Consider the following 22,324-nt stretch of genomic DNA (forward strand, 5'->3'; position numbering starts at 1 on the left):
CGTCAGCGGCATCGGCCGTTCGACAGCGGGGCGCACCCGCCGGTCGGCGAGAGAGAGGTCAGGGCGCTGGCGGGGCGTGCCCGGTGCGGTCCGCGCGTGCGTCCAGCGCGCCGCGAAGCGCGGCCCGGGAGGTGACGCCGAGCTTGGGGAAGACGCGGTAGAGGATGGCGCCGACGCTGCGGTGCGACAGGAACAGCCGCTCGCCGATCTCACGGTTCGTCAGACCTGACGCGGCAAGCTCAGCGACCTGCCTTTCCTGGGCCGTCAACGGATGCCCACCGACCTCGGTGGCGGCGCGCGGGGTCGCCTCGCCCGCCATGCGAAGCTCTCGTTCGGTGCGCCGCAACCAGGGGTGCGCCCCGAGCTGCTCGAACCCGGCGTGGGCCGTGTGCAGGTGGTGACGCGCCTCAGCCATCTTGTGCTCGTGGCGTAGGCGCTCTCCGAAGTCGAGCTGGATGCGGGCCCGGTCGAAGGGCCACCGGGTTGTGCTGGGGTCTGCCAGCGCCTCGGCGAAGAGAGCGCCCGCCTTGTGTGGGTCGCGCGCCACAAGGGCTGCGCTGCCGGCGGTAAGCATGGCCAGCCGGCTGGAGATCTTGGGCAACTCGGCATCACGCATGGCTGCCACGTGCGCGGCAGCGGCCTCGAGCCGGCCGGTCTTGACGGCCGCTTCCACCACGTCATACAGCATCCAGAGGCGGTGGGGTGAGTACCGGCCCAGCTCGCCGGGCGGGCTGACGGCGGTCACGTGGGCGAACGCCGCCTCGAAGTCCTCGAGCGCGATGGCGTGCAGGGTCCGCAGGTGCGCGGCGAAGGTCGTGCACATGCCGGCGCCCCGTTCGCTGCCCCAGACGGCCATCTCGTCCGCGGCCTGCAGGCCGTCGTCGAGGTCGCCTCGGCAGACCCGGACGAGCCGCTCCATGTAGCCCTTCAGGATGACCCGGTAACGGCGGTACCCGTGGGTGTCCCCGAACGCGCTGCCTTCCGCGGCCAGGTCCAAGGCTTCGTCCCACTGGCCGGTGAGCCAGTCGTCGATGCAGCTCGAGATCAGAGCGTGAATGGCAAGTGCGACGCCCTCCCCTTGCCGGCCGTCGTTGATGAGGCGCCAGAGCGCCGGCCGGCAACGGTCGAGGCGGTCGGTGTAGAGGGCCGCCAGTGCCAGGCGCGTCACCCGGATCGGGTCGAGCTCCCCGGCCAAACCGGCCAACGCCGCGTCGAGTTCGTCCATACCGTGCGCTGCATGTCTGACCGGGTCACCGAACATCCGGTGGCACACGTCGACGTCCGCAGGCACGTTCTCTCCCAGTCTGGCGACCGCTCGCTGGAACGGCTCCCAGAGGGGTTCCCGACCACCGAACGAGCTCATGATCATCAGACTGTGGAGGGCGTCGATCAGGTGCGGGTCAGTGGGGTCAGATTTGCCCGGGTGGTTCTCGACAGCGCGGACCAGCAGATGGTGCGCGGCATCGACCTCACACTGTCCGTTCAGCAGTAGGTACGACGCGGTGATCGTCGCGGCCAACGAGCCGGTCAAGGCTGGCTCGAGCCGGGTAGCGTCCGCGAGCAGCTCTGCTGCTCGTCGCAGGTCCCCTGTGACGTTGGCGCCGACGAAGGCTGCCTGGATCTCTCGCTTGGCCCGCTGCATACGGTCGGGGCTGAGCTCCGCCGCCCGCTGCAAGGCGGTCATCGCTGCTGACACCCCTCCCGTCGCGAGGGTGCGCACTGCCAGCGCCTCCAGGAGTGAGGCAACCGTCTCCTGCGGCTCGGTCGACGCGTCAGCCAGATGCCAGGCGCGCGCGGCGGAGTCATGCGGGTACGCGGCGGCAAGAGCAAGGTGGGCTGCGCGAAGCTGCTGCGGTGCCGCCTCCTGCACTACCGTCGCGCGCACCAGCGGATGCATGAACTCAAGCCGTGGCGGGAGGTCCCGCACGCGGACCAGTCCGGCTGCCTCGGCGGCGACAACCCCATGCAGGTCCCGGTCCGGGGACGCGGTCTGGAGGATCGACAGTTCGCCGTCAGCCCCGTTCAGAGCGGCCATGAGCAGTTGGGCTCGTGCGCCCTCAGGTAGTTTCCCGATCCGGTCGCCGAAGAGGCGTGTGAGCCGGGCAGCTACCGGTAGACGGGCAGGTAGCGGAGCATCTCCGGAGCGGTGCGCAGCCGTGAGCGCCATCGGCATCTCCAGCAGGGCGAGAGGCAAGCCGCCGGCCTCTTCAACGATGCGTGCTCGGACCGGCGCCGCGAGCTGCGGGAACCGAGATCGCAGCAGCGCGTCAGCCTCGCTCTGGTTGAGCGGACGCAGTTCGCGGTCGGGAAGCCCTGCCAGCAGCAGCGGCCCCTGCGTACCGCCCCGCACCGTGGCCAGCATGCCCACCCTGCTTCCTCGCAGGCGCCGAGCGACGAAGGCGATAACCTCCGCGCTGGCCTGGTCCAGCCAGTGGGCGTCGTCCAGCAGTAGGAGCAGCGGCCTGGCGCGAGAAGCGTGCTGCAGGAGGTCGAGTGTGGCCGCGGCCAGGACCTCGCGCCGAGCAGGGGGCCCTTCACGCAACCGCAGGGCAACCTTCAGTGCCGACTGGGTATTCCGCGGGAGCTCACCGAGGCCACCGCGGAGCGGGGTCAACAGCCGAGCCAACGAGATGAACGGGTCAGGGGTGTCGAACTCTGTCGAGATGACGGTGTGCACCGTGACCTTGACTTCGGAAGCAAGGTCGGCGGCGACGCCCAGCATCGCGGTCTTGCCAACCCCGGCCGGCCCGGTCAGCAGCATCGCTGCGCCGCCCCCCTGGAGATAGGCGACGAAGTCACGTAGTAGCGCGATCTCGGCGGCGCGACCCGTCAGATGGGGCGGTTCTGGAGTCACGACACTCGTCCGCCATCAAGCGCCGGAACGGCACTAAGGCGGCCCAAGGTATGCCGTGCCGGTCCGCTCGCACGCCGCGCGGACTGGGCTGTGGCGTCGGATGCCGCGTCTGGAGTGTGAGTTGGCCCACCGGCCGGTGCGCCCGCCGCGGCGACAACCGCTTCGTAAACCACCTCGTCGGCCAGGGCGTCGGCCAGGGCGTCGGCCAGGGAGGCGCGCGTGCGGACGCCGAGCTTGCCGAAGATGTTGCGTAGGTGCGCCCCAACGGTCCGTGGCGAGATCTGCAGCCGGCTGGCGATGGCTTTGTTGGCCATGCCTGTTGCAGCCAGGTGTGCCACCACGCGTTCCTGGGCGGTGAGTGTGCCGGTGCCGCCGGATGCGTGGACGGACTTGATGGGGCGGGTCGCGAGCAGCTCGGTGCGGGCCTGCGCGGCCCACCCGTGGGCCGAGAGCCGTTCGAAGGCGGCCAAGGCCTCCTCGAGATGACGGCGCGCCTCTGAAGTGAACCTGGCTCGGCGCAGCCCCTGCCCGTAACGAAGCTCGATCCTGGCCAGGTCGAACGGCCACCGGCCGGCGTCCGGGACTGCGAGCGCGGCCTCGAACAGGTCACGGTCGAACGCTGTGGCGGCGATGGCGGTCGCGCCCGCCACGACCAGGGCGCACCGGCTGGACAGAGCGCCCAGGTCGTGCCCGTGCATCGCGTCGACGTGGGCGGCGGCCTCCTTCGGGTGCTGTGACAGCACCGCGGCCTCGACGAGGTCCAGCGACATCCAGATCGTCCAGGCCATATGGGGCTCGAAGGTGCCCGGCTGGCACACGCTGGTGACCTCGCGGTAGGCGCGGTCGAAGTCGCCGGCGCCCAGAAAGAGGATGGTCTGGGCGTGGGCCGCGTAGACCTGCGCGATCCGGATTCCGCGCGGCAGCGCCCAGCCGAGCAGATGCGAGCAGGTGCGTGCCACCGCTTCCGAGTCGGCCCTGCCGGCCGCAAGCATCGCAACCGAGAACTCGAACGGGGCCGTGTAGAGCAGGTGACCGCTTTGCTCGCAGAGGGCCATCCCCGCACGTGCCCAGCGTTCCGCTTCGGCCCAGTGGCCCGTCTTGATGCACTGGATGGACAGCAGAGAGAGCGCCAGGATGCCGGGGCCGACAGGCCCCCCAGATTGCGCGTCCTTGGCCTGCCGCAGCAGCAGTGCCCGGACCTCCTCGACCCGGTCGAGGTAGAAGCCCGCCATCGCCAACCGGCCAATGCGGTTCGCGTCCGTGTGCTCATCCAGCCCGGCGAGTGCCGCGTCCAGACGCGGCAACGCCCGCGAGGCGGTCCGCACCGGGTCGGCCAGCGTGTCGATGCACAGCTCGAGGTCAGGGAACTCGGCCAGATCGACGCCGGCGACGACCGTGTGGAACGTCGCCCACGTCCGCTCGTCGCAGGCGTACAGGCACAGGTTCAGCAGGTGATGCAGCGCTTCAGCGACCTCATCACGGTTGACGCTCCCAGAGAGAGCCACTGAGGTATCGGCGCGGCTGCCCGCACGGTCGGTCACCGGGCCTGCCACCAGATCGGTCGCCGGGCCTGTCACCGGATCGGTCGCCGGGCCTGTCACGTGGCCTGTCATCTGCTGGAGTGCCAAGGCGATGGCGGGGGTCAGCACCCGCTGGGCGTTGGCCAGCTCGCCGCTGGTGCTCATGAGCACATGGGCGGCCACCGTCGCGGCCGGGACAGTGGCCAGGACCGCCGGATGCACCTGCTGTGCCTGGGCCAGCAGCCGCGAGGCCTCCTGCATGCTGCCGAGGGAACCGGCACCGACGGATGCGGCGCGGGTGAGCCGTCGCGCCCGTCCGGCGAGTGAGGGGCTCAGCTGTGCCGCAAGCAGATAGGACTGGATCGACAGGTCCGGGCGACCGCGGCGCAGCGCGCGTTCAGCGGCGCTCTCAAGCAGGGCGGCGACATCCTCGTCGGGTCCGAGGGCGCTGGCGGCCAGGTGCCACGCGTACCGGTCGTCGTGGGTCTTCAGGTGATGCGCGAGCACAAGGTGGGCGGCGCGGCGGGCGCTGCTCGTCGACAGGCGAAGCACGGTGGGACCGATCAGCGGGTGACGGAAACGGATCGCTCCGGTACGCGCGTCGGTGCGGATGAGCCCGTGTTCCTCGGCTGCGATGAGCCCGGCCCGTTCCTCCTCACCCAGGTCAGTCGTGAGGTCCGCGTGCCCGTCATCGAGCGCTGCCAAGAGCAGGACCTGCCGGGCCGCCGAGGGCAGCTCGAGGATCTGCTCGGAGTGCAGACGCTCTAGCCTCGGGCTCAGCGGGACCGCGTCAGCGCTCAGCGCGGACCCACTCAGCTCGGCTTCGCTCATGGCGGCTGGCAGCTCGACGAGCGCCAACGGGTTCCCGGCAGCAACGGTGACCAGCGAGGCCAGGACTGGCGGGGAGACAGCGGGGCTCACTCGTCGGACGAGCGCCCGGCCCAGAACGCCACCCAGAGGTCTCAGCCGCCGAACCGGCCACGCGCCGGCCGGCATGGGCAGCCGGACGGCTGATGGTTGAGGTCTGCGAGCGGCGAGCAGCCCGACCCCGGGCGTGCGGGCGGCCAGGATGCTCGAGGTGAGAACCTGCGCGCTCTCCGCGTCGAGCCATTGGAGGTCATCGACCAACAGCAGCACCGGGCCGTCGACGCGGCGGAGCAGCTCGCCCAAGGCATCGGCGACCGCGTCGATCCGCGCCGGGGCAGCCGTCTCGAAACCCAGGGCGACGTCGAGGCCAGCGCGCATCTCAGGGGGCAGCTGCGCGGTGAGATCCCGCACGGGGGTGAGCAGCTGACCCAGCGCCGCCAACGGGATGTCCTGCTCCGACTGGGTCCCTTCAGCCCGCCAGACCTCGAATCCTCGGGCTGCGGCCGCCTGCCCCGCCCAGTCCAGCAGGGAGGTCTTGCCCAGCCCGGCTGGTCCCTCCAGGCACAGGCTCCCGCCGCGTTCGGGAATCTCCTCGAGCAGCTCCTCGAGCATGGCGAACTCGGACTCTCGGCCGAGCAGACCACCGGCCTGGCCCGGCCCGAGGGCAGACGGGAGCACCGTCACTACCAACACTCCTTCGGCAATCGGGCCGCTGCGTCCGGCAGGGCCAGCACTCCTCGGCGGCAGCCACTCGCGGGATGCGACCGAACCGAGGTGGAGCCGGGTCTCAAGTACTGCGGGGCATCCACCATCCCGCCGAGCGAACGGGGCTGTCCACCAGGGAGGGCCGTTGCGGACATGCCCATCGGGCATGCCCGTTTTGTGGACCATGGCTCTCCGGAGAACGGTCGCGGCACCGGCGAGGCTGTCACCTGCCCGACCGACCGCACCGTCCACGTGAATCGTTCGACGGCGAGCGCGCGCGCAGTCGCATGGCCGATGACTGCAACCCACAGTTCCCGGCAGCATCAGGGTTTGCGGGGTAACCCGTCATCAGCCGGCGGATGAGCACGGCCGCACCGAGGACCTCCGCCGGATGCCCGAAGCCACCGAACGAACTGGTCGGGCTCCCCGTCAGCGCCTGCCCGGTAGAGGCTCGTGCTGCCGATAGCGACCGGGGTCCGAGCGCAGCGGGGCCGTTCGCCGCCGAGACACTCCAGAAGGAGCCTGACCATGACCGACACCACAGCAGCAACCGCCCCGATCACCGTCGCCCTGGTGCACGGCGCCTTCGCCGACAGCTCCGGATGGAGCGGCGTCGTCAACCAGCTCCAGGCCGAGCTCATCAACGTGCAGGCCATCATCAACCCGCTGCGAGGCATCACCCACGACGCCGCATACGTGGCCAGCGCCCTCGGGCAGATCCCGGGCCGCGTCCTGGCCGTCGGGCACTCCTACGGCGGCGCCATCATCACCAACGCTGCCACCCGAGCCGGCAATGTCGTCGGGCTGGTCTACGTCGCCGCGTTCGCGCCCGACGAGGGTGAGGTCCTGGGCGACATCACTGCGGACTCCAAGGACTCCGTCCTGAACACCGCCCTCGTGGAGCTGCAGTACCCGACCGCAGACGGAGGAAGCGCGACTGAGTACGCCATCCATCCCGACCACTTCCACCGCGCGTTTGCTGCCGACGTCTCCGAGACCGAAGCACGAGTCATGGCTGCCGTGCAGCGACCTGTCGCGGCCGCCGCCTTCACGGAGAAGTCCGGCCCTGCCGCGTGGAAGACGCTGCCGTCCTGGGCGATCGTCGCGGCCGGCGACACGGCCGCGGGCGCCGACGTCGTCCGCGCCATGGCCAAGCGCGCCAACGCCACCTCGGTCGAGGTCGACGCGTCGCACGTCGTCATGGTCTCGCAGCCCACGGCCGTCACCGCCGTCATCCACGAGGCCCTCGACGCCTTGGCCTGACCCGCCAGCGCTCGAGCGCGGGCCGACGAGCCACGTTCTGCGCGTGCGGCTCCTCCCGCGACGCCTGACCGTCCACGACCAGCCCCCCGTGCCAGCCCCCGTGCCAGCCCGCTGTGTCAGCCCGCCAGGAGGTACGACGATGAGTCACAGCTACCACGCGCTCGCGTTCACCGACGCCGTCCTTGCCGCGCAGGCGAGGTACGGCAGCCGAGCCGCGGTCGAGCGCTACCACCGCGCCCACGGCGCGCCCCCGCCGCTACGACCCGCCGCCGGAGTACGGGCGCCCACGCCGCAGGCGCGACCCGGCACCGGTGATGCGCTCACCGGGCTGGAACGTCAGTTCCTCGCCGAGCTCGACGGCTTCTACCTGGCAACCGTCTCCGAGACCGGCTGGCCCTACGTGCAGTTCCGCGGCGGGCCCGCCGGGTTCATCCACACCCCGGACGAGCACACGATCGCGTGGGCCGACTTCCGCGGGAACCGCCAGTACATCAGCATGGGCAACCTGGCCTTGGAGGGACGTGCCGCGCTGATCTTCATGGACTACGCACGCCAGACCCGGTTGAAGGTGTACGGCTGGGCCAGCGTGCACGACATCCCCACACCGCACCCAGGTAGCCGCGGACGTCCGGACACGGGAGCGGCTCACACCCGCCCACATGACCCCGCCACGGGCGGCACCTCGCTTGCTGTGCCCGGCTACCCCGGAAGAGTCGAACGCGAGGTTCGAGTCGACGTGACGGCATACGACTGGAACTGTCCGCAGCACATCACCCCGCGCTACACCGTCGACGAGCTCGCGCCGCAGCTCGACCCGATCCTCAACCGCGTCACCGAACTGGAGGAGAAGAACCGCATCCTGCGGATCGAGATCGGCCGTTTGCGCGGCAGGAGGTCGAAGCCGTCACCTGAGGGGGCCGAGGCCACGTGACCGTATCTCCACCGGACGAGCACTGGCGCACACAACCGGGGTCCAGCGCCCCTGCGCGGCAACGATGGGTCGTGCGCTCGATCACGCGGCCCAAGGAGCCGCCCGGACGGCTGCACCTGCGGGCCAACCTGTTCGGGGTGCCGATGGGGATAGCCGGGCTCGCGCAGGCCTGGACGATGGCCGCCGGCGCGGCGATCGTTCCCGAATGGCCCGGGCTCGCCCTCTGGGTCCTGACGGGCCTGCTGTGGCTTCTGGTCTCGGTAGCTTTCGGCGGCAACGTCGCTCGGTCGCACCGGTGGCTCGCGGAAGCAACCGACCCGACGTTCGGAGTGTTCACCTCGTTGGGCCTGCTGGTTCCGACGCTGCTTGCTCTCACCCTGGCACTCCACTCCGGCCCCGCGTGGCGAGCGGTCTTCCTCGTGTTCGTGGGCCTGTCCACCGGCTATGGCGGCTGGGTGACCGCTGGGTGGGTGGTGGCCGGCGGCCCCCTGCAGCAATGGCATCCGGGCTACCTGTTGCCGACCGTCGCCACCGGCCTCGTCTGCGCGGCCGGCGCCGCGCAGCTCGGCTACCGCGGCCTCGCGGTCGCCCTCTTCGGGTACGGACTGCTCTGCTGGTTCAGCCTGACCTCCATCATCTGGCTGCGTCTGTTCACGCTCCCGCCGATGCCGCCTGCGCTGGTCCCGACCTTGGCCATCGAGCTCGCCCCGCCGGTGGTCGCCGGCAACACCTGGTTCGCCATCACGGGAGGAAGGGTGGACGCGGTGATCCTCGTGCTGGGCGGTTATGCGGCGCTCATGGTGCTCGTCCAGCTGCGGCTGTTCTCGCTCTACCGGCGTCTCAGCTTCGCGGCGGGCTGGTGGGCGTTCGCGTTCTCGTACGCGGCTGCGGTCACCTTCGCCATCCGGTGGCTGACCGCGGCCGAGGCTCCCGCCGCCCTTGTGCACGTACTGGTCTGGGTCATCACGCTGGGTATCGGTGCCCTGACCTTCCGATCACTGGTGGCCCTGCATGCCGGCACGCTGCTGCCGCGCGAACCTCCCGAGGCAGATTCCCGTCCGGCGTCCGCGCAGTGACCCGCACGCCGCTTCACGCCGTGCAGGACGGGCTCTGGGCGCAACAGGTTCGCCGCGCGCACGTCGTGGGGTCTGGCATCACGTCGTCGCCGACGGTGCCTGCGGACCGGCCGCCCGCCTCACGGGGAGACTGACCACCAGGCTTGTGCGTCCCGGTTCGCTCTGCACGTCGATGGTTCCGCCGTGGCGGCCCACGACGATCCGCGCGGCGACGTCCAAGCCGATCCCCGTGCCGTCACCGATCGGCTTCGTGCTGAAGAAGGGCTCGAAGACGTGCGCCCGGATGTCCTCGGGAATCCCGGGGCCGTCGTCGACGATCTCGATGGTCACCTGGCCGACGTGGCCCCGGGTACGGATCGTCAACGAGCCGTGACCGCCGATCGCGTCCAGCGCGTTGTCGATGAGGTTGGTCCACACCTGGTTCAGCTCCGCGGCGGATCCAGTCACCCGGGCAGCGCTGCGGTCGTAGTCACGCACCACCTCGACGTGCTCGTCGGTGAGGCGCCACCGGAACATGAGCAGTGTCGCATCGAGTAGGTCGTGCACGTCGACCAGCTGCTGCAGATCACGTCCGGCTTCGCCATACGCCTTGACGCTCGCGAGCAGCGTCGAGATCCGGGCGGTGGCTTCGCCTACCTCCTGCAGCAGCAGATCCGTCTCCAGTGCGTAGTTGACCCATCGCACCGCGTCATTCGCCATCGCCGGGCCCACCGTCTCGAGAACGATGGCGAGGAAGTCGGTGTCGAGGCCGACTTGGACGAACGTCGGCGCGAGGTCCCACCCGTCCCGGACCCGATGCTCTTCCAGCCAGCCGGCCAGGTGGTCCTGCCGGTCGGCCAGTTCCAGCCCGGACAACGCGGCGGCCGGGACGGCCCGTCCCGACGCTTGCTTCTGAAGCGCCAGCAGGGCGCGGAGCCGGTCCGGGGAATCCTCGCCGTCCGCGAGGCGGTTCAGTGTTTCGCGCGTACGTTGCACCCGGTTGGTCAGGGCGACCGCGGCCGCACGAGCCGCCGCCGCAGGGTTGTTCAGCTCGTGAGTCAGGCTGGAGGCCAGCACCGCCCGCGTCAGCAGCCGATCCCCCTCCTGCTGCGCGGCTGCGCGGGTTACCGCGTGAGCCGGGTCCTGCTCTTGCAGGTGAACCATCAGCGGGAACCAGGCGCGCAGGACGGCGGCGAGCGCGGCCGCGGGGAGCATGAACAGCCGGCACGTCCTCAGCGACTGCATGGACGTGGTGTAGACGTGGCGGTCCGGGTCGCCGAGATGCGCTTGCGTGGCGCCTCCGCAGGCCCCCGGGAGATCGGAGCGGTAGACCTCGATCTCGTCGGCCCCGGCACGGGTGGTGACCCGGACCTCCCCGTCGAGCAGGACGAACAGCGACTCCGCTCGTTCGCCCTGACGGTAGACCCATCCTTCCTCACGGTGCTCGATCTGCCCCTGACCGCCGAGCCCCTCGAGCTGCGCCCGTGTGAGCCCGCGAAACAGCGGCAGGACGCCGAGCTGGGCCACGACGCACTCCCTGGTCGAGGTGGTCATTGCTGGGCCAGGTAGCGGTGCACCAGCATCACAGCCATGGCACCCTCACCAACTGCCGAAGCGACGCGTTTGCCGGACTGCGCCCGCGCGTCCCCGGCGACGAAGACACCAGGCACGCTGGTCTCCAGGTGGTACGGAGCTCTGTGCAGCGGCCAGATCGTCGAGGGGGCAGGAGGCGCCGCGGGCGACTCGTCGACCTTTCGCCGGCCGGCCGAGCGACTGGTGGTGTCCGGCGCGCGTTCCCCCCGCCGATCGTGCAGCAGGTCGGGCCCGGCGAGGATGAACCCGTGGTCGTCTCGGGCCACGCGCCCGTGCAGCCAGCCGGTGTGCGGCTCTGCTCCGATGAAGACGAACAGCCATCCGGTCGGCAACGTATCGGTTCGACCGTCCCGGACGTCGCACACCGTGACGGCCGTGAGGTGGTCATCTCCGCGTGCAGACAGCACCTCGGTGCAGGTCCTGACCGTGACGTTCTCGAGCGCGTCGACCTGCTCGATGAGATAGCGGGACATGGACGCGTCGAGCGACGGACCGCGCACCACGATGGTCACCGACCGGGCGTGCCGTGCGAAGTGCACCGCGGCCTGCCCGGCGGAGTTCGCGCCCCCGACGATGACGACGTCCTTGTCGGCGCAGTCCTGCGCCTGTCGCGGACTCGCGCCGTAGTAGACGCCGCGGCCGGTGAACTCGTCCAGGCCGTCACCGGTGAGGCGCCGGTAGGAGACCCCCGTGGCGAGGATAACGGCGTGGGCGGCCACGCTCACACCGTCGTCGAGGACGACGCTGTGCTGTGAGCCGGCGCCCCGCAGGGCGACGACCGTCTTGGTCGTGACCACCTCGGCGCCGAACTTCATCGCCTGGCGTCGGGCCCGTTGCGCCAGCTGAGCCCCGGACACCCCATCGGGGAAACCGAGGTAGTTCTCGATCCGCGAGCTTTGCCCCGCCTGACCGCCAGCTGCGGTCCGCTCGACCAGCAGCGTGCGCAGGCCCTCGGAGGCGCCGTAGACCGCTGCCCCCAGCCCTGCCGGTCCCGCTCCAACGACGACGAGGTCGTACACCGGCTCGGACGGGGCCGTGCCCAGACCCAACGCGTCGGCCACCTGCGTGCGGGTGGGCGCGACCAGGATCTGCCCCGCTGCGGTGAAGACGACGGGAAGGGGTTCGGCGTCTGCGCCGGCGGCCTCGAGCAGACGAAGAGCCTCCGGCTGCTCGACGGGGTACCACCGGTACGGCGCCTGGACCCGGGCCAGGAAGTCACGCAGGTCCGCGGTTCGTCGGCACCACTGGTGACCGACGACGCGCAGCTCGGCCTGAACCGCGTGCCCACCGGCGAGCCAGGCGCCCAGCAGCTCGTCGAGGACCGGGTAGAGCAGCTGCTCTGCGGGGATCCACGGTTTGAGCAGGTAGTGGTCCAGGTCGACGACGTTGACCGCGTCGATGGCAGCTCCGGTGTCCGCGTAGGCAGTCAGCAGGACGCGTCGCGCTGACGGGACGAGGTCCATCGCCTGCTCGAGGAACTCGATGCCGGACATCTGCGGCATCCGGTAATCCGCCACGAGCAACGCCACCGGAACCCCGCGCAACGTCAGCTCCCGCAACGCGGCCAGGCCCTCGCCCCCGGACTGGCAGCGCACGATCCGGTAGTCGCCGCCGTACCGGCGGCGCAGGTCGCGGGCGACCGACCGCGACACCTCGGGGTCATCATCAACCGTCAGGATGACCGCCGGAGCCCCGCCCTGGCTTCCGCTGGTAGCGGTCGACGCGCCGTCGTGCTCGGACACCTCAGTCCACCAGGGTCGCGACCGGTTCGCCCACCTCGACGATGTACGTGGACAGCATCCGCCCCGTGCCGGGACCAAGGTCCAACGCGTTGTGCGGTGTCCGTGGCGGGATGAGGAAGCCGTCCCCGGCGTTGAGGGTCAGGGTGTCCTGGCCCCGGATCTGCATCTGCACGGTCCCGGACAGGATGTAGCCGACCTCCTCTCCCGGGTGGTAGTGCCACCCCGACTCGACCCCGACCGGGATCTCGGTGAGCACCTGGACGATGTCGCGTCCGGGGATCGACGAGCTGCTGTGCTGCACCTCGGTGCGTTTCAGCGAGGACGCCAGCTCATCAGCCGGGCGTGCCCGGTCTGCGGCTGGTTCGGCGGGGTGCGATGTCAAGAGGTGCCTCCTGGATTCGGGCTCACGACGACGGGGGCGACCACGTCGCCGGCAGCGGCGATCGTTCCTGCCATCGTTGCCGGTGCGCACCGGTGGCTCGTCGGTCACCCGACTGCGATCGGCGAGAACGGAGGTGGCCGCCGGCGAGACGTGCCGTCCCGCAAGACAGCTCGTCAGCCCGCTGTGGCCTCTGCGGCGGCCGTGATCATGGTGATGACCTCGTCCGGATGCGAGATGCCGACGACGTGCGACGCACCGGGAACCTCCACCGACTTCTGTGCCTTCGCCCGGTCCGCCATGATCTGGTGCGCGCCCGCGGGGATGTTGTGGTCGAGCTCGCCGAAGACGAACCAGCTGGGCACCGCCTTCCACAGCGCGGCGCCGGACGGCTCGGACAGGGCGGCTTCGGCGATCGGGCGCTGGGTCGCAGCCATGGTGGCCGAAGCCTCCGTAGGCAGATCGGCGGAGAACTGCGCGTGGTAACGGTCTTGCGCGATGTACAGGTCGGTGACGCCTCCTGGCAACGGCACGCTGCGCAGGGTGTCTCCCAAGGTGCCGCCGGCCACCAGCGAGGATGCGTCGGCGCAGCTCTCGCCCGGTTCGAGCGCGAAGCCGGCGACGAAGACCAGCCCGGTGACCTCCCCCGCGTCAGCCGGGACATTGCTGATGACAGCACCCCCGTACGAGTGACCCACCAGCACGACCTTGCCCTCGATGTTGCGTACGAGGGCAGTCAGCTGTTCGGCATCGGCTGCGACGCCGCGCAGCGGGTTCGCCCAGGCGATCACGGGATAGCCCTGACCCAGCAGTTGGGCGACGACCCCGTCCCAGCTCGAGGACTCGGCGAAGGCGCCATGGACGAGGATGACGGTCGGTTTCATGCGAGCTCCTGATGATAGGTGGCGGCCTGGAATACCGAACCCAGCTCGTGCCGACCGTGACTTCGGCGTTCGGACGAGGTGGATGCCGAACGAGCCGGCCCCACGACGGTGGGGCCTCAGCGCGGTCCCGTGCATCCGCCATCCGACTGCGGAAACCGCCAAGCGGCTCTGTCACCGACAGAACCCGACGAGCCCGGCCCACCCGGTGTCCGCCCGGTGAAGCAGGTGGCCCGCGACCCGTCGGCACACATCTCCCCCGAGAGACAGTCATTGACCCGATGCACACACCGGCTCGGGTGTCGCTCGATTGGGAAAGCGCGACGGCAACGACGAGGCCAGCGCGATGACGAGAGGAGCGCCCATGACCCCGCCGGAATCCGACAAGACAGCGCCCCACCTCGACGACGTCATCAACCTCGACGCGTCGCCTTCCGGAGACGGTTGCGCGGACTGCGAGTCAGCCACCCCTCCGGGCTGGTGGCTGCACCTGCGCCGGTGCGCCACGTGTGGGCACATCGGATGCTGCGACTCATCCCCCAGCCAGCATGCCAGCGGCCACTACCGCAACACCGGGCATCCGGTCATCCAGACCTACGAGCCGGACGAAGCGTGGTTCTACGACTACCCCACGCGACAACTGTTCCTCGGACCCGTGCTCCAGGAACCGACATCGCGGCCGGCTGCGCAGGGAAGTCCCGGGCCATCCGGGCGCGTCCCCGACGACTGGCGCCGACGGCTGCACTGAGCACCCCGTGCCAGGGCGATCGACCCGCTCACAAAGAGACGGGCAGGTCCCCGCCGATACCGCACGGCAGTCATGCGACCGATGACGATCGAGCCTCACGTCGGGAAACCTCGTCACCACGCCCGACGCCCGCGCTCAAGCACCCGCACGCAAGGGTGCGTGCGGCCACCAACCGACCGGAGGAGCCCACGATGACCGACGACGCGAAAGTGGTTGTCGAGCGAGCCGCACAGGCGTTCGCCGACGCGAACGCGAACCCGCCCTTCACGCACCAGCTGCCCATCGAGGACACTCGGAACGCGTTGAACGCCCTGCAGTCGGAACCGGTCGACGCCCCGTACGCCGACATCAGCGACCTGACCATTCCCGGCCCGGACGGGGAGGTCAGCATCCGTGTGGTCCGGCCACCGGGCGCGCACGAGCCGCTCCCGGTGATCCTGCACATCCACGGCCTCGGCTGGGTGTTCGGCGGCAAGATCACCCATGACCGGCTGATGCGCGAGCTTGCGGTCGGGAGCCATGCTGCGGTCGTCTTCCCCGACTACAGCCTCTCCCCCGAAGCGAAGTACCCAACGGCCATCGAGGAGATCTTCGCCGTGGCCCAGTGGGTGACCAAGGCCGGTGCGGAGCAGAACTTCGACACTGACCGGTTCGCGATCGTCGGTGACTCCGTCGGGGGCAACATGGCTGCCGCGACGACACTTCTGGCCAAAGAGCGTGGCGGGGTCCACTTCGTCCAGCAGGTCCTCTTCTACCCGGTCACGGACGCCACCTTCGACACCCCGTCCTCGCACCAGTTCGCCGAGGGCTACTTCCTGCGCCGCGACACCATGCAGTGGTTCTGGGACCAGTACATCGCTGACCCGAAGCAGCGGACCGAACCGACGGCGTCGCCGCTGCAGGCCAGCGTCGAGCAGCTGGCGGGGCTGCCGCCAGCGCTCATCATCGTCGGAGAAGCCGACGTGCTCCGGGACGAGGGAGAGGCGTACGCACACAAGCTCAGGCAGGCGGGCGTCCCCGTCGTGTCCGTGCGCTACCAGGCCGCCATCCACGACTTCGTCGGGCTCAACCCGCTTCGGGTCACCGACGCCGCCCAAGCCGCCATGACACAGGCCACCGCCGTGCTGCGGCGCGCGCTCCGTACCTGAAGCATCCCGCGACCCCGCCGTCGCCGGACCGGCGACGGCGCCCATCGCCCCCTGATGTCCGCGCCACTCAGCGCCGACAGCGACGCCGCCCACCGACCGCGAAGGCCACCCGCATGACTGCACGTACCGCATCCCCAGGCGAGAAGCCTGCGCCGTCCTCAATCGGCGACATGTCGGCTCTACAAGGACAGCTCGACCAGCTCAACGATCTCGCGCTGACGCTCAAGCACGCGCACTGGAACGTCACGGGCCCGCACTTCTTCACGACACACACGATGATCGATCCCCAGGTAGACGCCGTCAGAGACATGGTCGACGCCATCGCTGAACGGATGGCGACCATCGGCGGCTCGCCCGACGGACGCGCCGCCGGGATCCTCCAACGCCGCCCACACGACGAGTACCCGTTAGGTCGCGCCGACGCCCTACAGCACCTCTCGGCGCTTCATGAGGTGTATGCCCGCGTCGTCCTCGACCACCGTGCCGCCGCCCGCATGTTCGAGGGCGACCCCGTGACCCACGACCTGCTGACCGCGCAGAGCGCCGATCTGGAGAAGTTCCACTGGTTCATCGCCGTGCACGTCCAGTCCATCCAAGCCTGATCTCGGCCGACGCAACTCGAGGACCACGACGAAGGACGTTCACCGACGTCTCGTCATGCCGCCGACCGTGCGCGGTCGGCCGGTGCGCGACGCGAGCCAGCTTGCAGTCATTCAGCCTTCGCCTGTCGGGCCGCCACCGCAGGGACCTCTGTCGTCCCGTCGACCGTCTTGATGGCCAACATGCGAAGAACCCGCGACTCGCTCCCGAGGTTCCAGAAGCCCGAGTACGTCATCGCCGTGACTCCCAGCACCTGACTCCGTGGCACTCGACGAGTCCGGAGCCGACCTCGAGGGACCACGTCCGAATCAGCCACAACGACGCCGGTGCAGGCAGCCTCTGCCGGGACATCGCCCTGAAGAGGTGATGCGCGTCCCGGGCGTGTGGGGCCAGCGTCGAGGAGAGCGCACCACGCGCGCCGTCACGCCGACGTTACCCCGGAGGAGAGACCGTGAGCATCGAGAGCCAGCCAGGGACCGCCAGGAAGGTGACCCACCTGAGCCCGGACGAGCGGGTGGCGCGGGGCAAGGGCGCCCGGAACCAGACGCCGAGGACCAGCCACGCCCGGTGGGAGCCGACGACGAACCGGCCCGACCCGATCACGCTGCTCGAGGAGCAGGCGACGAGCAGGGTCTCCGAGCTCGTCCCCCTGCGCTACGGCCGCATGCTCGTCTCGCCGTTCACGTTCTACCGAGGCGCGGCCCTCATCATGGCCAGCGACCTCGCCGCCACCCCACGCTCGGGATTGACCTCCCAGATCTGCGGCGACGCGCACCTGTCGAACTTCGGGGTCTTCGCCTCCCCCGAGCGCCGGCTCCTCTTCGACATCAACGACTTCGACGAGACCCTCCCCGGGCCGTGGGAGTGGGACGTCAAGCGCCTCGCGGCGAGCTTCGAGATCGCCGGCCGTGACCGGGAGTTCTCGCCCGCGGACCGCAGGATGGTCGTCAGGTCCTGCGTCGCGGAGTACCGGACCCGGATGCAGCAGTTCGCCGCGGCCCGCAACCTCGACGTCTGGTACGCCCGCATCGAGGTCGAGAAGCTGTTCGAGGTCCTCAAGTCCAGCGTCACGAAGAAGCAGAAGGCCAAGGCCGAGGCCAACGTCGCCAAGGCACGGACCCGTGACAGCATGCAGGCCTTCACCAAGCTCACCCATGACGTCGACGGTGAGCGCCGCATCATCTCCGACGCCCCGCTGATCGTGCCGATCGAGGACCTGGCCCCGGCCGACTCGAACCGTGGCGACATCGAGATCGAGCTGCGCACCCTGATCCGGTCCTACCGACGCACGCTCGAGACGGACCGCCGTGAGCTGCTCGAGTCCTTCCACTACGTCCACGCCGCCCGCAAGGTCGTCGGCGTCGGGAGCGTCGGGACCCGGGCCTGGATCATCCTCATGCTCGGCAGGGACGGACAGGACCCGCTCTTCCTCCAGGCCAAGGAGGCCCAGGAGTCCGTCCTCGAGCGGTTCGTCGGCCGGAGCAGGTACGCCAACCACGGCCAGCGCGTCGTTGCCGGACAGCGGTTCATGCAGGCGTCCAGTGACATCTTCCTCGGGTGGCAGCGCGCCACCGGGCTCGACGGTCAGGTGCGTGACTTCTACCTGCGTCAGCTGCGCGACTGGAAGGGTTCGGCCGAGGTCGACACGATGGCCCCCGGCGTCATGGCCGCCTACGCCCGGATCTGCGGGGCGACGCTGGCCCGCGCGCACGCGCGCTCGGGTGACCGCATCGCCATCGCCTCCTACGTGGGCACGAGCGACACCTTCGACCGGGCGATCGCCGACTTCTCGTCGTCCTACGCGGACCAGAACGAGCGCGACTACGAGGCGCTCGTCGCGGCCGTCAGGTCCGGACGCCTCGAGGCGCAGACGGGGATGTAGCGCCGCTGTGCGTCGGGTGGTCAGGTCCGGTCCCAAAGTCTCAGGGGCGGGTTCGCTCGAGCTGGCTAGCGACCGTCAGGCAGCTACCCAACGCGGTCAACCGGACCCAACAAGAGCCGCTAGTGAAGGCAACACTCGTTGTTGCACCGGCGACTGCTGACGCTCCGATGACGATCCCTACCGAGCCCTTGATGCGCACCGGCTGATGATGAGGCCGCGGTCCGGCTGCTGCGATCCCCGGCGGTGACACCAAACCTGCCGGCGCGCGGCAGCCGACATCTGCACGCGCTGAGCCGCTGACCGCGGATGCCGTCGCTCCGCCCGCGGCGTCAGGCGAACCAGAGAAAGTTCGCCAGACCATGTCGATCGGGGCCGTCGCCGTTCGTGAAGGGGTGACGCACGCGGCACCAGGTCGCTGCCAACCCATCGCAGGAGTGATCGGAATGACCAGCAGCAGTAACCAGACCAGCCCCAGCCCGGTTCCCGAGGCGTCAGCGCCACCCCCGACTGGCTCGGCCACATCCGCGACCGAGGCCGACATTACCGCCCACGCCGTCGCGCATACCGGGTGCCAGGACGGGTGGAATGCGGTGAACGTGACCCGCAGCCTGCTGGGCTGGGGAGCCGTGGCGGGTCCGTTCTACGTCATCGTCTCCTTGGCCCAGGCGCTGAGCCGAGACGGCTTCGAGCTGACCCGGCACCAGTGGAGTCTGCTCGAGAACGGCGATCTCGGGTGGGTCCAAGTGGCGAACCTCTTCCTCACCGGCGTGATGCTCCTGGCGTTCAGCGTCGGGCTGCGCCGGGCCCTCCACGGAAGCGCTGGCGGTACCTGGAGCCCGCTGCTCATCGGGGTCTTCGGCCTGTCTCTCATGGTGGCCGGGGTGTTTCGAGCTGACCCGGCGTTGGGGTTCCCGCCGGGTACGCCCCCCACCGGCGGCGCCGTCAGCAGCCATGGGGTCGTTCATTTCGCCGCTGCGGGCGTGGGCTTCCTCGCCGTCGCCGCGAGCTGCTTCGTGCTGGCGCGCCGGTTCTCCGGCCAGGATGACCGCCGGCTCGCTGCCTGGTCCCGGGCCACCGGGGCGGTGTTCCTCGCTGGCTTTCTCTGCGTCGCCTCCGGGGCCGGTAGCGTCGCCGCCAACCTGGCCTTTACCGGCGCCGTCGTCCTCGTCTTCGGATGGCTCGCCGCTGTCGCCCTCCACCTTTACCGCATGCCCACGCACCTGACTGCAGCCCAGTCCTGACACCGAAGGAGACTCCGATGCGCTACATCACCGTCCTGAAGGGCACCCCGCCCGCCGGCCCCCCACCCGAAAGCCTGATGGCCGCGATCATGGACCTTGGCGCGCAAGCCGCCGCGTCCGGGGCGCTGCTTGACAACGCCGGCCTGGCCCCCAGCGCCGCAGGCGCCCAGGTCAGCGTCACAGCCGGCGAGCTGTCGGTCACCGACGGGCCGTTCACCGAGGCCAAGGAGTACATCTCCTACGCCGTCTACGAGGTGCGCTCCAAGGCAGAGGCGGTCGAGTGGGCATCCCGGTTCATGGCCGTGCACGCCCAGCACTGGCCCGGCTGGGAGGGCGAGTGCGATGTCGTCAAGATCATGGGCCCGGAGGACTTCACGCAGCCACACTGACCCCGCAGCCGAAACCGCCCGGCCGCCGGTGCCACCGCGCCCCACTGGGCCTCGGCCGGGCGGCCTGGGCTGCCGCAGCACGCGGGGCCGTAGGGTCGAGGCATGACGGAACGGTCCTCACCGGGCGGGCAGGACGTCGGCCATGGGGGCAGCGCCCGCGTCCGGGGCGGCGCGGGCGGCCGAGATGAGACTGCCGCCGTCGACGCGACCGCCTCGCGGGCCGCCGTCGAGGCCGTATGGCGCATCGAGTCCGGCCGCCTCATCGCCGGGTTGGCACGCGTGACCGGCGACCTCGGTCTCGCTGAGGACGCCGCCCAAGAAGCGCTCCTGGTTGCGCTCGAGCACTGGCCCGCTGCGGGTATCCCAGCCAACCCCGCCGGCTGGCTCATGACGACCGCGAAACGCCGCGCCGTCGACGCCGCCCGCCGAGGCGCCACCTTCCACCGCAAGATCGCCCTCGTAGCGAGCGAGGCCACCGCGCAGGAGCCCGCCCTCGACTCCGACCATCACATCGACGCCCTCGAGGACCACCTCGGCGATGACCTGCTGCGGCTGGTGTTCACCGCCTGCCATCCCGTGTTGACTCTCGAGGCACGCGTGGCCTTGACCCTGCGCTGCCTCGCTGGCCTCTCCACCACCGAGATCGCCCGCGCGTTCTTGGTGCCCGAGGCGACCATGGCCCAGCGCATCGTCCGCGCCAAGAAGACCCTGCGCGATAGAGGAGTGCGCTTCGAGCTGCCGACGCCTGAGGAAACATCCGAACGCCTCGCCTCGGTACTACAGGTCATCTACCTGCTCTTCAACGAGGGGTACGCGGCAACCTCCGGCACCAACTGGGCCCGCCCCGAACTGTGCCTGGAGGCAATGCGCCTCGGCCGCGTCCTGGTGAGCTTGGCACCGCACGAGCCGGAGGTACACGGCCTGCTCGCACTGATGGAGCTGCAGGCCTCACGGCTGCCGGCCCGGGTCGGCACGGACGGCGAGCCGGTGCTGCTTCCCGACCAAGATCGAGGTCGCTGGGACCCGCTGCTCATCCGACGCGGTCTGGCCAGCCTGACCCGCGCCGAGCAGATCGGCCGACCACTCGGGCCCTATGTCATCCAAGCCGGCATCGCCGCCTGCCACGCCCGGGCCCACTCGCCGCAGGACACCGACTGGGCCCGCATCGCCGACCTGTATGCGGTGCTCACCTCCATCTGGCCCTCCCCCGTCGTGACAGTGAACCGGGCCGTCGCCGTCGGGTACTCCCGCGGCCCCGCGGCCGGCCTCCAGGTCCTCGACGAAGTGCTCACCACCGGACAGCTCGCCGACTACCCGTACCTGCACGCGGTCCACGCCGACCTGCTCGAACGCGCCGGACGGCACGCAGAAGCCGCCGCCGCGTTCCAACACGCTGCCACCCTCAGCCCAGGCGAAACGGAGCGCGCGATCTTCACCCGCCGGCACGACGACCTCACCCACCGCTCATCGACCGGGTGACCGCCGAGACCGCCACACTCCGACGCACGCGGCCAGCCAGCCTCTCGGCATAGGTGAGGTGCAACGGAACGCCAGATGAGACGGCCAACCGCACCGGAGAGACGCACCCATTTGGCTCCCTTCTGTGTCAAGAGGCCTGGTGGAGTGAGGTCGTAGGCTTGGTGGTGGCGGGTCCGGGAAGTGACTTGTCCGAAGAGCCGGTCGCGGGCCGTGAGCCGGTCGCGCTGGAGTCAGGGTCGTTGCCCGAGTGTCCTCCCGGGCTCGTCACTGCGTGCCGGGTCAGGTCATCGAGCAGGGCCCGATAGACGATGTCGGACAGGCGTCGTTTCAGGCAACGCATCGCCTCGGTCGGGGTCTTGCCGGTGGCGACCTTCCGGTCGTAGTAGGCCCGCCCGTCGGTGGTCCGGGTGCGCAGCTGGACGGTGGCCATGATGTGCAGCACCCGGTTGATCTTGCGGTTCCCGCCGCGGGACAGGCGGTGGCGCACGTTGTCGCCGGAGGAGGAGTCGATCGGGGCGGTACCGGTCCAGGACGCGATGTGGGCCCGGTCCGGGAACCGGGTGATGTCGCCGACCTCGGCCAACAACCGGGCCGCACCCGAAGGGCCGATGCCGTGCAGGTTTAGGAGTGTGGTGTCGACCTCGGCCAGCAGCGCCAGCAACTCCTTGTTCGCGGCCTTCTTGCGGGCATAGATCCGCTCGAGGTCGACAACGAGCTCCATCGCGACGCGCTTGCGGGTCTTGCCGACGACGTCCCGCGGACGCACCGACACGAGGATCTTCCGGGCCTGGGCTGCGGACAGGTCACGCTTGGCGCCGCCCGGAATCAGTTCCAGCACAAGGGCATGCAGCTGGTTGATCTTGTACGTGTGTTCCTCGCCGATGGCGCGACGCCGGTCGACCAGGATCCGCAGCACCTCGCGCTGGTCGTCGCGGACCACGGGCCGCAGCCCGGCCATCCGGGTCCCGACGAGCGCGACCGAGTGCGCGTCCGTGGCGTCGGTCCTGCGGGCCCTGACCAGTCGCGAACACCCGGGCCCGAGCCGAC

At 70.2% G+C, this 22,324-nt stretch carries 17 protein-coding genes; 10 read left to right on the forward strand and 7 right to left on the reverse strand.

Going from position 1 to position 22,324, the window contains the following annotated elements:
* Window positions 1-58: 58 nt before the first annotated feature.
* Both ABD831_RS21920 and ABD831_RS21925 read right to left on the reverse strand, forming a co-directional pair.
* Window positions 59-2,854: an AAA family ATPase gene (locus tag ABD831_RS21920; RefSeq protein ID WP_344952156.1), complete on the reverse strand. Its 2,796-nt coding sequence runs from the start codon at window positions 2,852-2,854 to the stop codon at window positions 59-61.
* On the reverse strand, window positions 2,851-6,270 hold the full coding sequence (locus ABD831_RS21925) for a helix-turn-helix transcriptional regulator (RefSeq protein ID WP_344952159.1): 3,420 nt from the start codon (window positions 6,268-6,270) through the stop codon (window positions 2,851-2,853). The genes ABD831_RS21920 and ABD831_RS21925 overlap by 4 nt, the downstream gene beginning before the upstream one ends.
* 204 nt (window positions 6,271-6,474) lie before the next feature.
* On the opposite strand from ABD831_RS21925, the gene ABD831_RS21930 reads away from it, so the two are divergent.
* From ABD831_RS21930 to ABD831_RS21940, 3 genes are all read left to right on the forward strand, one after another.
* A complete protein-coding gene (locus ABD831_RS21930; protein WP_344952162.1) occupies window positions 6,475-7,209 on the forward strand; it encodes an alpha/beta fold hydrolase in 735 nt (244 codons plus the stop codon).
* Window positions 7,210-7,348: 139 nt separating this feature from the next.
* Window positions 7,349-8,140 (forward strand): pyridoxamine 5'-phosphate oxidase family protein, encoded by a 792-nt coding sequence (locus tag ABD831_RS21935; protein ID WP_344952165.1) that lies wholly within the window; start codon window positions 7,349-7,351, stop codon window positions 8,138-8,140.
* Window positions 8,141-8,211: 71 nt separating this feature from the next.
* Window positions 8,212-9,216 carry an SLAC1 family transporter gene (locus tag ABD831_RS21940; protein WP_344952168.1) on the forward strand — a complete coding sequence of 335 codons (1,005 nt, stop codon included), beginning with the start codon at window positions 8,212-8,214 and terminating at the stop codon, window positions 9,214-9,216.
* Between the two features lie 78 nt (window positions 9,217-9,294).
* On the opposite strand, the gene ABD831_RS21945 is transcribed toward ABD831_RS21940, so the two are convergent.
* The 4 genes from ABD831_RS21945 to ABD831_RS21960 all read right to left on the reverse strand — a co-directional run bounded on the left by ABD831_RS21945 (window position 9,295) and on the right by ABD831_RS21960 (window position 13,793).
* Complete coding sequence (locus tag ABD831_RS21945) at window positions 9,295-10,722, reverse strand: ATP-binding protein (RefSeq protein ID WP_344952171.1); 1,428 nt, start codon at window positions 10,720-10,722, stop codon at window positions 9,295-9,297.
* 23 nt (window positions 10,723-10,745) lie between these two features.
* Window positions 10,746-12,530 carry an NAD(P)/FAD-dependent oxidoreductase gene (locus ABD831_RS21950; RefSeq protein WP_344952176.1) on the reverse strand — a complete coding sequence of 595 codons (1,785 nt, stop codon included), beginning with the start codon at window positions 12,528-12,530 and terminating at the stop codon, window positions 10,746-10,748.
* Between the two features lies 1 nt (window position 12,531).
* The gene (locus ABD831_RS21955; RefSeq protein WP_344952179.1) at window positions 12,532-12,912 is read right to left on the reverse strand and encodes a cupin domain-containing protein; all 381 of its coding nucleotides are present in this window, start codon (window positions 12,910-12,912) and stop codon (window positions 12,532-12,534) included.
* Between the two features lie 173 nt (window positions 12,913-13,085).
* Window positions 13,086-13,793 (reverse strand): alpha/beta fold hydrolase, encoded by a 708-nt coding sequence (locus ABD831_RS21960; protein ID WP_344952182.1) that lies wholly within the window; start codon window positions 13,791-13,793, stop codon window positions 13,086-13,088.
* Between the two features lie 361 nt (window positions 13,794-14,154).
* On the opposite strand from ABD831_RS21960, the gene ABD831_RS21965 reads away from it, so the two are divergent.
* The 7 genes from ABD831_RS21965 (at window position 14,155) to ABD831_RS21995 (ending at window position 21,277) form a co-directional block, all read left to right on the forward strand.
* The gene (locus ABD831_RS21965) at window positions 14,155-14,538 is read left to right on the forward strand and encodes a UBP-type zinc finger domain-containing protein (RefSeq protein WP_344952185.1); all 384 of its coding nucleotides are present in this window, start codon (window positions 14,155-14,157) and stop codon (window positions 14,536-14,538) included.
* Window positions 14,539-14,729: 191 nt separating this feature from the next.
* Window positions 14,730-15,686, forward strand: coding sequence for an alpha/beta hydrolase (locus ABD831_RS21970; protein WP_344952188.1), 957 nt, complete (start codon window positions 14,730-14,732; stop codon window positions 15,684-15,686).
* Window positions 15,687-15,856: 170 nt separating this feature from the next.
* On the forward strand, window positions 15,857-16,288 hold the full coding sequence (locus ABD831_RS21975; protein ID WP_344952191.1) for a Dps family protein: 432 nt from the start codon (window positions 15,857-15,859) through the stop codon (window positions 16,286-16,288).
* Between the two features lie 449 nt (window positions 16,289-16,737).
* Window positions 16,738-18,168: a DUF2252 domain-containing protein gene (locus ABD831_RS21980; protein ID WP_344952194.1), complete on the forward strand. Its 1,431-nt coding sequence runs from the start codon at window positions 16,738-16,740 to the stop codon at window positions 18,166-18,168.
* 596 nt (window positions 18,169-18,764) lie between these two features.
* Window positions 18,765-19,409 carry a DUF998 domain-containing protein gene (locus ABD831_RS21985; protein ID WP_344952197.1) on the forward strand — a complete coding sequence of 215 codons (645 nt, stop codon included), beginning with the start codon at window positions 18,765-18,767 and terminating at the stop codon, window positions 19,407-19,409.
* A 17-nt stretch (window positions 19,410-19,426) separates the two neighbouring features.
* A complete protein-coding gene (locus tag ABD831_RS21990) occupies window positions 19,427-19,798 on the forward strand; it encodes a YciI family protein (protein ID WP_344952200.1) in 372 nt (123 codons plus the stop codon).
* A 102-nt stretch (window positions 19,799-19,900) separates the two neighbouring features.
* A complete protein-coding gene (locus tag ABD831_RS21995; RefSeq protein WP_344952203.1) occupies window positions 19,901-21,277 on the forward strand; it encodes an RNA polymerase sigma factor in 1,377 nt (458 codons plus the stop codon).
* Window positions 21,278-21,404: 127 nt separating this feature from the next.
* On the opposite strand, the gene ABD831_RS22000 is transcribed toward ABD831_RS21995, so the two are convergent.
* The coding region (locus ABD831_RS22000; protein ID WP_344952205.1) for a transposase at window positions 21,405-22,324 on the reverse strand (920 nt) is incomplete at its 5' end.

Source organism: Terrabacter ginsenosidimutans, from assembly GCF_039539425.1.
GTDB lineage: Bacteria > Actinomycetota > Actinomycetes > Actinomycetales > Dermatophilaceae > Terrabacter > Terrabacter ginsenosidimutans.

Excerpts from the sequence above, each read along its gene's own strand:
- ABD831_RS21935 (WP_344952165.1), top strand. The coding sequence starts at position 7,349 with ATGAGTCACAGCTACCACGCGCTCGCGTTCACCGACGCCGTCCTTGCC.
- ABD831_RS21925 (WP_344952159.1), bottom strand. The coding sequence starts at position 6,270 with ATGCTGCCGGGAACTGTGGGTTGCAGTCATCGGCCATGCGACTGCGCG.
- ABD831_RS21975 (WP_344952191.1), top strand. The coding sequence starts at position 15,857 with ATGTCGGCTCTACAAGGACAGCTCGACCAGCTCAACGATCTCGCGCTG.
- ABD831_RS21995 (WP_344952203.1), top strand. The coding sequence starts at position 19,901 with ATGACGGAACGGTCCTCACCGGGCGGGCAGGACGTCGGCCATGGGGGC.
- ABD831_RS21965 (WP_344952185.1), top strand. The coding sequence starts at position 14,155 with ATGACCCCGCCGGAATCCGACAAGACAGCGCCCCACCTCGACGACGTC.
- ABD831_RS21970 (WP_344952188.1), top strand. The coding sequence starts at position 14,730 with ATGACCGACGACGCGAAAGTGGTTGTCGAGCGAGCCGCACAGGCGTTC.
- ABD831_RS21990 (WP_344952200.1), top strand. The coding sequence starts at position 19,427 with ATGCGCTACATCACCGTCCTGAAGGGCACCCCGCCCGCCGGCCCCCCA.
- ABD831_RS21930 (WP_344952162.1), top strand. The coding sequence starts at position 6,475 with ATGACCGACACCACAGCAGCAACCGCCCCGATCACCGTCGCCCTGGTG.
- ABD831_RS21960 (WP_344952182.1), bottom strand. The coding sequence starts at position 13,793 with ATGAAACCGACCGTCATCCTCGTCCATGGCGCCTTCGCCGAGTCCTCG.